Source organism: Chitinophaga eiseniae (assembly GCF_012641265.1).
GTDB classification, from domain to species: Bacteria; Bacteroidota; Bacteroidia; order Chitinophagales; family Chitinophagaceae; genus Chitinophaga; species Chitinophaga eiseniae_A.
This window is the reverse complement of sequence record NZ_JABAHZ010000002.1, coordinates 1,496,917-1,507,718: the sequence shown is the minus strand read 5'-3', so window position 1 is coordinate 1,507,718 and position 10,802 is coordinate 1,496,917. Positions and strand designations below refer to the sequence as shown.

Here is a 10,802-nt window from a genome sequence, read left to right as displayed (position 1 = left end):
TTATACAACAATCCAACAATTAATACTGCATCAAAAATTGCATTTTGGAATAAATTATCTCATAATGAGCTTAGTTGTGCCTAAAAACTAAAAGAGCGCCTCAATTATTTTTGAGACGCCCTCTTTTTTATACTTTCTTCTGTGAAGCGATAAAAGTGTTTGTCAATACTATCAATTTCAATATTACCCATGCAGCTGCCGCTGCAAAGAATACACCCGCCACTAATACTCCATAGTACTTTATTGTCCATTCCAGGGCCACTTTCAAACGGGTTACAAAACTGATCGGCTTCTCCGCCGCTCCTTCGTACATGGAAAACTGCACTGTACAAAATTCATTCTCCGTATCAAAATTACCCAGCTCTACGCCCAGTCCCTGCAATTCCGTTTCCACCTCGTAAATCTTGTTATGTAACGCAATAAAGTCTTCAATCTTTCCCTCTTTAGCTTTCAGATCGTTGAAAGAAGCCAGTGATTTTTCCAGGGAAACCTTGGTAGCATTCAATTTGCGGTATTCGTTGGTTTTATCGGTTTTAGTAATTTCGGTAGATTTAATCACGCCAATTCCCTGCGTGGCCAGGTAAAATGAGTCGAACTTTTCTGGCGAAACACCTATCAGCATTTGTATTTCCCTTGCTCCTTTATTGCCCGACTCCTGTTGGTACTGGATGATTGCATCAAATTTTTTAATAGTGCTGTGCAGCTGTTTCTCATCTTCCGTAAAATGGGTGGATTTAGACCGTACGTTGGCTACTTTCTCATACTTCTGGTTACCTGCTATACTGGCAGGGGCTGCATTGGCAGGGCCAAACGATTTTATTTTCTCAGAGGCATAGTTTTTACGGTGCTTTACAACACCGGATAAAAAACTATTGCCGCCCGATTCATCATATTGCCGGCCTTTGTAACAATAGCCGTAAATAATCCGGAACACATACATCGCTATAAAAACGAGTATAAATACAACGGCTATACGCCGGTAAGATTTTGAGAACATAGGTATTGGTGTTTATTTGGTAACAATGGATTGTTGCTTATACGTTTTCAACCATTTTAAAAGGCCCATGGTCGCGATAATCAATAAAATAAAGTACTCGATTCCCAGGAACTTTACGTCTTTCATAAAATAAATAACGGTAGCTACTACATCTACCATTACCCAGAGCAACCAGTTTTCCCAGATTCTTTTCGCCAGCAGGATATTGGCCATTACACTCAATACCGCCACCAGCGAGTCGGTATAAGGATAAGCTGCCGGATGCTCAAATATACCCGGCCACCACACATGCAGGCGACTAATGATATAACCTGTGATCGCGGAAAGTACCAATGCCGCTAGTCCCAGTCCCCAACGCTGCCGGGGCTGCAACGCATACACCGGCTCATTTTCCGGCTGCTTCCTGTACCAGAACATCCACCCATACACGCCTGTAGCAAAAAAGTAGATCTGTAAAAACATATCTGCATACAACTGCAATTGCCAGAAAAGTATAAAAAAGCAACTTACATTGACCAGTCCTACCGGCCAGGTTAAAATATGATCCCGGGCGGCCAGCCACACGCACCACAAACCGGTTAACGTACCTATAAATTCCACATAACTGACCGAATATCCCAGTGCAGTAAAAAAGATATGCTGAATGCTAAAAAATGAAGACATTGGGCCAAAATTATAACGAACTGCTGCAATATTACAGTAATGTTTTATTATTCGTATCACCACGGTATTTTATATTGAAATACAAACAGTTACAAGCGTTTATTAAATTGGAATCATTTTTGACATAGTATATATAAACGCCCAAACTGCAGCAAAAGCGTTATAAAAACTTTAACACCATTCTTTAACAATTTAAATCATCAGGTCTTCGATACATTATTAAATTCATCATCAAAAAATGCTGTTGATATTATAAAGTAACTATACACACAACAACATTCATGACATCTTCAGAAGTCTGGGACAATAAAAATCGGGACTAATAAAACAGGGAGTTATGAACAGGGTAATTAAACATACAGGGATACTTCTCTTAACTATATCTTTCTTCGTAAGCAGCTGTGCTACTACTTATGCTCCTTACGGAAGCCAGTATGACCAGGGTGGTCAATACAATCAATATGATCAACAGGGCGGTCAGTACAATCAATACGATCAATACAATACGTCTTATCCTTCCGGTCCGCAGGTACAGGTAAATGCCTCTATTTCATTTTACGATGAATTGAGCCCTTATGGAACCTGGGCCAGTTATCCGGGTTACGACCGGGTATGGATACCTAATGCAGGCCGGGATTTCAGACCATACTATACAAATGGACACTGGGTTTATACCGACTATGGCTGGACCTGGATGTCTGACTATTCCTGGGGATGGGCTGCCTTCCACTATGGCCGTTGGTTATATGACGACTACCAGGGATGGATGTGGGTACCCGGTAATGACTGGGGACCAGCCTGGGTAAACTGGAGAAGTGGTGGTGATTATTATGGCTGGGCGCCTATGGGACCGCAATATTCCTATAATCCTCCGAGCAATTGCTGGGCCTTTGTACCCAGACAATATATCGGTAGTTCACGTATTAATAACTACTATGTAGATAATAGCCGGAACGTAACTATTATCAACAATACCACCATTATCAACAATACCAGTAATTATGGCGGATACCGCGTATACGCAGGACCCAGTGCCAACGACGTACAACGTTATTCCGGCCAGCAGATCAGGCCTTTAAGAGTGGAAAACAGTGGCAGACCGGGAACAGGCAGGGTGGAAAGCAACCAGTTGCGTATTTATCGTCCGGATGCTGCAGCTATCCAGAGAGGACAGACTGCGGACCGTTCAAGACCAGTACAGCAACTTGACTACAACCGTCCGAATCGTGGTAATAACAACAACGGTAACATTTCCAATAACAATGGCAATACACCCGGACGTATCAATTCCGGTAATAACGGCAACAATAATAATGGGAACGTTCCTAACAACAATTTCCCGGGTAGAGTAAGACCCGGTGACAATAGCAATATTCCCAATAACAATAACGGTAATATTCCCAATAACAGCAACAATAACAACAACTTCCCCGGACGGGTAAGGCCAGGTAGCAGTGATAACGGTAATATTCCGAATAACAATACTGGCAATGTTCCCAACAACAATTTTCCTGGTCGGGTAAGACCTGGCAACAGTGATAACGGTAACATTCCTGCAGGCAACAATACGCCAGGCGGTAACTATAACAGGCCTTCCAGGGGATTCGACCAACAGCAGCAACAACAACAGCAACAACAACAGCAGCAACAGGAACAACAGCGTTTACAACAGATACAACAGCAACAACGTATACAACAACAGCAACAAGAACAACAAAGAATACAGCAACAGCAACAACAGGACCGTGTTCGCCAGATACAGGATCAACAACGTATACAACAACAGCAGCAACAGGAACAACAGCGCGTACAAAGGGAACAACAGCAACAGCAGCAACAACAACGTCAGCAGGAGCAACAACAGGAAAGAATAAGACAACAGCAGCAACAGCAACAGCAGGAACAACAGCGTGTGCAAAGGGAACAACAGCAACAACAGCAACAGCAACAACGTCAGCAGGAGCAGCAACAGGAAAGAATAAGACAACAGCAACAGCAGGAACAACAGCGTGTGCAAAGAGAACAACAGCAACAGCAGCAGCAACAACAACGTCAGCAGGAGCAACAGCCAAGACAGCAACAACAGCAAGGCGACAGGCCTTCACGTGTAGGATAAGGTTGCAGCTGAGCGAAATGAAAAAGTCATAATACTTGCCAAATATACATCGTCCGTTGACGTTACCTGATAAAAGACCGTCTCTGTTTATGAGGCGGTCTTTTTTTGTGCCCTATAAGCATCGGACTTTTTGTTACTGGTTATATACGTATTGATATAGCTGTGATTTTATCTTGCTAAAACTCATTGTTTCGGGGGAGAGCCCTTTATGCATGATACAGAGTTCCAGTGGCGGAAATTGCGGATAGTAAGCTGGTTGCTGGTAATGATCCGGGAACGTCTGATAGCCCAGCCGTTCGTAAAAATTAATTCTACGTATAGCCTGTGCCGTTACCGGAGGTTCTACTTCAAGTACAATTACTTGTAATTGTTTTTCGAGCAACTGCATTACCTGCGTACCGGCGCCACCTCCCCTGGCGCTGGGGTGGATAGCAAAATGTTCTATAAAGTAAAAATCGGGGAGTTGCCAGTAAAATACGAAGCCGGCAAAAGCGGCATTGCTGGTTATGCGCAATATCCGGAGACGGCCTGCAGCGATTAGTTGTTCCTCCAGGGGCCAGGGTCTTCTTTCTTCCAGTGGAAATGCTTCATTGTAAAGGTCTTTCATGGCATCATCGGCCATGGCAATGGGGGTAAGCTGGATCATGCCGCGAAGTTAATGATTATCCTTCTTTGCAGCGGGCACACATTCAAATGGATCGGGGTCACCGGCAGGAACGGGCTTATCTGCCGCCCAGCAAAAGTTCATCGGCTGACTGGTAATGCTCACCAGTTTCACTTCTACCTTACTTCCTTTGCGGCTATTGGAAGCAGTGATACTACGGCTGCTTTTTTCGGAAATGTTATTAATGGTATACTGCTCTGTTTTGAAGATTTCATTGTTATTGCGCATGTACAGCACTTTTACCACCACATTGTCGAGGGGATACTCTGTTTGATTACGTACCGTAATTGTCAGGTTTTTGATGCCTCCCAGAAAGCCGGTATGGTAGTCGCCTGCCGTTGCAGCGATAAATTGCTGCCAGTTGCGGCGGTAGTAGGCACGGCGCTCGATAAATTGTCCGCCTACCCGTTGTTGCAGCTCCTGGTGACTGTTGATTTGCTGGCTCACGGCGCCAGCCTGGGCCAGGCTTTGCCGGAGGTCACGGTTTTCATTCCATAACCGTTGGTTTTCAGATAATACTTTACGTACATGCCGCTGTTGCTGGCAGTAGCCCAGGCCGAATATGACGACTAACAGCAGTATAATAACGGGATAGATATAAGCTTTTTTCATCCCTAAGGCGAGAGAAAAAATAGTGCCAACTGAGTTTTTATTACATTTGTACAAATGGTCACAATGCAACTGATTATTGTAAACAATGAACAGACAGCCCGGCAATTTCTGGAAGTACATGTATTATTGAATAAAGATGTGGAAGGATGGATAAGGCCGCTGGATAAGGATATCAACTCGGTATTTGACCGGGAACATAACAAAGCTTTTCGTCACGGGGAATGTGTGAGATGGATTTTAAAAGATGGCAATGGTCAGTTAATTGGCAGGATGGCCGCATTTGTCAGTAAAAAATATAAGAATAAGGGAGATGAATGCCCGGTAGGTGGTATCGGGTTCTTCGACTGTATTGATAACCAGGAGGCAGCTAACCTGCTTTTTGACACCGGCAAACAATGGCTGCAGGAGCGCGGCATGGAGGCCATGGATGGTCCTATCAACTTTGGAGAACGCAACAACTGGTGGGGATTACTCACGGAAGGCTACCATGAGCCGCTGTATGCCATGAACTTTAACCCTCCTTATTACGTTCGTCTCTTCGAGCAATATGGATTCCAGGTATTTTTCCACCAGATTTGCTATGGGATGAAAGTAGCGGATACCCTGCAGCCCAAGTTTTACGATCGCCATGCCGCCATTGCTGCTGATCCGGCGTTTAAGGCGATACATCTCAGAAAAAACGATTTGCGGAAGTTTGCGGAAGATTTCTGTACAGTATATAATAAAGCCTGGGCCAAACATGGTGGAGGCAAAGATATGGGCAAGGCGCAGGCGATTGCGCTTTTCAAGCAGATGAAGCCATTGCTGGATGAAAAAATCGCCTGGTTTGTATACCATCAGGAGGAGCCCATTGCGATCTGGCTTAACCTCCCCGACCTCAACCAGTACATTAAACATATGAGCGGGAAATTCGGTCTGTTACAGAAGCTCAAATTCCTGTACTTGAAACAGATGGGGTATTGTAAAAAAATGACCGGGATTATTTTCGGGGTGGTACCGGAATTCCAGGGCAAGGGCGTGGATGCGTTTACTATTGTGGAGGGGGCCAAATTAATTCAGAGCGGCGCCGTCAAATATGTGGATTATGAAATGCAGTGGATAGGCGACTTTAATCCCAAAATGCAGAATGTGGCGGAAAGCCTGGGCGCAGCCCCTTCCCGGCAATTGACCACTTACCGTTACTTATTTGACCGGAGCAAGCCGTTTCACCGGCATCCGATAGTTGGATAAAATATTTTCGGGATGCAGGAGTATGCTCCTGCATCCTTTTATTATGCCCACCTCGTGCATTCCATACATTTTTGTATCCTTTTGTGGCTATAGATCAACCAAATATATTACATCTGATATATTATTACCAAAAATATATAATTAACCAACCTACTATTAGTCAATACAGTAGTGGATTTCGCTTAGCCGCCCTGATAGCTGGTAGCTGATGAAACACCCATAAGTTTATGAATATTCGATACATTTAAATCCCTTTTAGGGTCTAACCTGACATTTCGTTATGACCAACTTATATCCTGAGTGTCCGGAAAACGCGGATCTGGCGCTCATTGAACCCACATTATTGTTTAGGCAACAGATAATGAAAGCCATCAGCTACGTTGTTCTGTTTTTTATACTTTACGTGGTCTTATTGTTGGCAGCCGTAGCCCTGGCTGTTGGTTGTATATCAGGAGGGGTGATGTTATTCCGCCATCGTCCTGGCTGGCTTACAGGCATCATAGGACCCGGTCTTATGTTGCTGGGGGGAATGGTATTATTTTTTCTCATTAAATTTCTTTTCAACAAACGGCAGGCGGTAAATCCTTACCGTACACAGATTTTTGCAGCTCATCATCCCCGGTTATTCGACTTCATTGCGCAGCTGGTAAAGGATACGCGTATTCATTTTCCGAAAAAAATATTTGTGGTGCCGGATATGAATACAACAGTATTCTATGATTCCAATTTATTCAGTTTACTCTGGCCCGCTCCGAAAAACCTGGAGATTGGTTTGGGGTTGATCAATAGTGTGAATATCAGTGAATTTAAAATGTTGCTGGCGCATGAATTTGCCCATTTTTCCCAGAGAAGCCTGAAGCTGGGCAGCTATATTTATGCACTGAATAAGCGCTTGTATACGATGCTTTATGAAAATGAGCAGTGGGATGAAATAGCCATGCGCTGGAGTAACGGCAGTAGTTTACTGAGTTTTTTCGCACATATCACCACGCGGTTATTAACGGCGATGCAGTTTGTATTGCGGAAAATATATGCATTGATTAACCGCCGCTACCTGGAGTTGAGCCGGGAAATGGAATTTTATGCCGACCAGGTAGCTGTGAGCCTCACCAGCACGGCCACTGCTATCAGCAGTTTACGCCGGGTAGAAATGGGCAGCTATTGCCTGGATCATTGTTTTCATAAACTCCCGGAATTGGCGGAGAAGGGCGTACGTTTTTCCAATATTTTCTCCGTACAGCGGGCATTGCTTTGTTATTACAGCCAACAGCATCAGTTGGCGCTGGACCCTGCCGGGCTGCCTGTTATTACTGATCATTACTTTCAATCGTTTCTGAAAAGCCGGGTACAGTTGCGTGAACAATGGACCTCCCACCTTTCGCGGGAAGCCCGGGAGGCGCATTATGTACAGGCCGCCATATCCTGTAAGCCAACGGGGCATAGCGCCTGGGCTTTATTTGATGAGCCGGAAGCGCTGCAGGAGCAGATGACGGGGCAATTGTATCATCAAACCGTGCCTATGCCAACCGATACATTTGACCTGGTTACACCTGCCGCCTATATTGCGGAGCTGTCACAACACCACCGGCTATACGAATATCCCAAAGCATTTAACGAGTATTACGATAACCGGCCATTTAACGATATAGCAGTAGACGACACTATCTTATTATCCCGGGAAGAGATGGCGCAGACACATCTTGGAGATATATACCATCCGGATATTATTGCCAGGATGCGGGCATTTTACCGGGACCGGCAGGATGCGGAAACCTTGCAGGCCATCAGTACCGGTCAGTTTCAGACCCGTTACTTTGAGTTCGACGGACAGAAATACAGTACTGCCAGGGCCCGGCAACTGGCCCGTATGCTTACCGCGCAAGTGTACGCAGAAGCTGAATGGCTGAAAAGCCACGACCAGCTTGCCTTCCGTTATCATTATAGTACTGCACTGCAAAAAGGCCCGGAAGTGGCGGCTCTTTTGCTCGAAAAATACCGGGAAGTACTGGGTTATCAACAGATGGGTCATCAATTAAATGACCAGGTATTCCGTATTATACATTGCATCAGCCAGTTGTTTAACAGCCAGGAGCAGGACCTGGCCTCACTTCCCCCTCTCTACCAGGAATTGTCGGCCGAATGCTGGAGTTTCCGGCTCCTGACGGAAAACATCCGTCAATCGGCGTTGTATAGCACATTCCCGGAAGGTATGGAGGAAAAGCTCAGGAAGCTCCGGCAGCAGGACTGTAACTTTATAGAAGATATGATTCCCGATTATGCTGCCATGCAGGAGTTGCACGAAGTAAGTTCCGAGATGATGGAGTATTATAACAACGGAATCATATTATTAAAAAAGTCATATTTGGAATTCATTTTAACTTTAATACCGGGGGAATAGGTTGCCCTGGAAGCGCCGTTGCTGCTGTGCATTTTTCTCTTACTGAATTTGTGCGTATTTTCGGCGCTCGCGAACGCGTAGCAGTCATATGGAGAATTTTATCGTTTCAGCCCGTAAGTACCGTCCACAGAACTTTTCAACTGTTGTAGGACAAGCACATATTACCACCACACTCAAAAATGCCATTCGCAATAATCAGCTGGCGCACGCCTTCTTGTTTTGCGGACCCAGGGGAGTTGGGAAAACTACCTGTGCGCGTATCCTGGCGAAGACTATTAACTGCGAAAACCTGCAGCCGGATGGAGAAGCCTGTAACGAATGTCATTCCTGTAAGTCGTTCAACGAAGGGAGTTCCTTCAATATCCACGAGCTGGATGCTGCTTCCAACAACTCGGTAGACGATATCCGTACACTGGTAGAGCAGGTACGTTTTGCGCCGCAGGCCGGGAAATACAAGATCTATATCATAGATGAGGTACACATGCTCAGTTCCTCCGCATTCAATGCGTTCCTGAAAACGCTGGAGGAGCCGCCTTCCTATGCTATATTTATCCTGGCAACCACCGAAAAGCACAAGATCCTCCCTACGATCCTGAGCCGATGCCAGATCTTCGATTTCAAGCGTATTACCATACAGGATACCGTAGACCACCTGCAGGAGATCTGTACCAAAGAGCATATCCAGGCAGATACCGATGCCCTGCATTTAGTAGCGCAGAAAACGGACGGCTGTATGCGTGACTCATTGAGTACGTTGGATAAGATTGTGAGCTTCACCAGCGGGCATCTGACTTACCAGAATACGCTGGAGCACCTGAATATACTGGACTACGATTATTTTTTCCGGGTAATGGGCGCTGTTTTACAACAGGATATTGCCAATGCCTTATTAATATATGATGAAATTTTGCAGAAAGGATTTGAGGGAGATAATTTCCTGAACGGGTGGGCAGAATTTTTACGCAACCTGCTGCTCTGCAAAGATGAAAAGGCACTTCACCTGGTGGAAGTATCCGGCAACCTGAAAGACCGTTATAAACAGCTTTCCGGTCAACTGAGTCCCGCTTACCTGATTACTGCGCTGCACCTGCTCAACGATACGGAGATCAACTACCGGATGGCGCGTAATAAGCGTTTACATGTGGAAATGGCATTGATTAAGCTGTGTTACCTGCAGCAGGCCGTTACCCTGGTGAGCGACGATGCTACCGGAGAGGTAGCAAAAAAAAAACTAGTCCCTGATGGTACTGCGCCGCAGAAATTGCGGGCGCCTGGCGCCCAGCCGGTCACTGCCAAAACAGTAACGGAAAAACCGGCTACCGTAGCGAGTATCCCGGCGGCGCCTGTGACAACGGCTCCACCAGTGGCTATACCGACACCGGTTAACCCGGCTCCATCCGCAGCAGCGCCTACGGCTATACCTACTCCTTCGCCGGCTCCCACACCTACCCCGGTAGCGACGCCGATCGCAACAGCTGCTCCTGTGGCAACCACACCCGTAACTACACCTCCCGTAGCAGCCCCAGTGGCTAAACCGGTTGAAAATACTGCACCAGCAGCGGCCTCCAGTAAATTAACAGGACTGGCAGCAATGAAAGAGGCGATGGCAGCCAAACAACAGGGGAATACGCAGGTACAGTCTACCCCATTGACCATGGGGGCTATCCATGTATACTGGGAAGAATTTATTGATCAATACCGCCAGGCCAATAAAATGACGGTGGTAAGTAACCTGGTCCTGGCCCAGCTCAAGTTGCTGGGTACTGCGGAAGTAGGGATTGTAAGCCGGAATATCGTGCAGTTCAGGTTTATGGAAGAGGAGAAGCTGGTGATCGCGGAATTCCTGAAAAAGAAATTTAACAACCCGGCCATTGTGCTTACCCTGCAGCTGGACGAGAGCCAGCAGGTACAGGATATTGGTCCGGCTCCGCTTTCCAGCCGGGAGCAATTTCAGCAGATGGCTGAAAAATACCCGATTGTAAAAGAGCTAAAAGACAGACTTAATATGGAGCTGGATTTCTAGGCAAATGCATATAATTAAATATTAACGATAGATAGACATTTTTAAACAGTTTACACTTCCTTCTTTGCGTTTTTGCGCAAAAACATGTAGGTTTGAACA

8 protein-coding genes are annotated in these 10,802 nt (G+C 45.7%); 4 read left to right on the top strand and 4 right to left on the bottom strand.

The genetic code is table 11. The features are described from left to right. Window positions 1-127: 127 nt before the first annotated feature. Both HGH91_RS13830 and pnuC read right to left on the bottom strand, forming a co-directional pair. Window positions 128-997 carry a DUF4349 domain-containing protein gene (locus HGH91_RS13830; protein WP_168738987.1) on the bottom strand — a complete coding sequence of 290 codons (870 nt, stop codon included), beginning with the start codon at window positions 995-997 and terminating at the stop codon, window positions 128-130. 12 nt (window positions 998-1,009) lie between these two features. Further along, window positions 1,010-1,660 carry a nicotinamide riboside transporter PnuC gene (gene pnuC / locus HGH91_RS13825; RefSeq protein ID WP_168738986.1) on the bottom strand — a complete coding sequence of 217 codons (651 nt, stop codon included), beginning with the start codon at window positions 1,658-1,660 and terminating at the stop codon, window positions 1,010-1,012. Window positions 1,661-1,997: 337 nt separating this feature from the next. On the opposite strand from pnuC, the gene HGH91_RS13820 reads away from it, so the two are divergent. Beyond that, window positions 1,998-3,776, top strand: a complete 1,779-nt coding sequence (locus HGH91_RS13820; RefSeq protein ID WP_168738985.1) for a DUF6600 domain-containing protein — start codon at window positions 1,998-2,000, stop codon at window positions 3,774-3,776. Between the two features lie 133 nt (window positions 3,777-3,909). Here the strand turns inward: HGH91_RS13820 and HGH91_RS13815 are convergent, their stop codons facing one another. Both HGH91_RS13815 and HGH91_RS13810 read right to left on the bottom strand, forming a co-directional pair. After that, window positions 3,910-4,422: a GNAT family N-acetyltransferase gene (locus tag HGH91_RS13815; protein ID WP_168738984.1), complete on the bottom strand. Its 513-nt coding sequence runs from the start codon at window positions 4,420-4,422 to the stop codon at window positions 3,910-3,912. A 9-nt stretch (window positions 4,423-4,431) separates the two neighbouring features. Then, window positions 4,432-5,052 (bottom strand): hypothetical protein, encoded by a 621-nt coding sequence (locus tag HGH91_RS13810; protein WP_168738983.1) that lies wholly within the window; start codon window positions 5,050-5,052, stop codon window positions 4,432-4,434. Window positions 5,053-5,115: 63 nt separating this feature from the next. On the opposite strand from HGH91_RS13810, the gene HGH91_RS13805 reads away from it, so the two are divergent. The 3 genes from HGH91_RS13805 (at window position 5,116) to HGH91_RS13795 (ending at window position 10,703) form a co-directional block, all read left to right on the top strand. After that, entirely contained in the window at window positions 5,116-6,282 is a 1,167-nt protein-coding gene (locus HGH91_RS13805) for a hypothetical protein (protein ID WP_168738982.1), read from the top strand. A gap of 280 nt (window positions 6,283-6,562) precedes the next feature. Then, the gene (locus tag HGH91_RS13800) at window positions 6,563-8,680 is read left to right on the top strand and encodes a M48 family metallopeptidase (RefSeq protein ID WP_168738981.1); all 2,118 of its coding nucleotides are present in this window, start codon (window positions 6,563-6,565) and stop codon (window positions 8,678-8,680) included. Window positions 8,681-8,768: 88 nt separating this feature from the next. Then, window positions 8,769-10,703, top strand: a complete 1,935-nt coding sequence (locus HGH91_RS13795; RefSeq protein ID WP_168738980.1) for a DNA polymerase III subunit gamma/tau — start codon at window positions 8,769-8,771, stop codon at window positions 10,701-10,703. The last annotated feature ends 99 nt before the right edge of the window (window positions 10,704-10,802 follow it).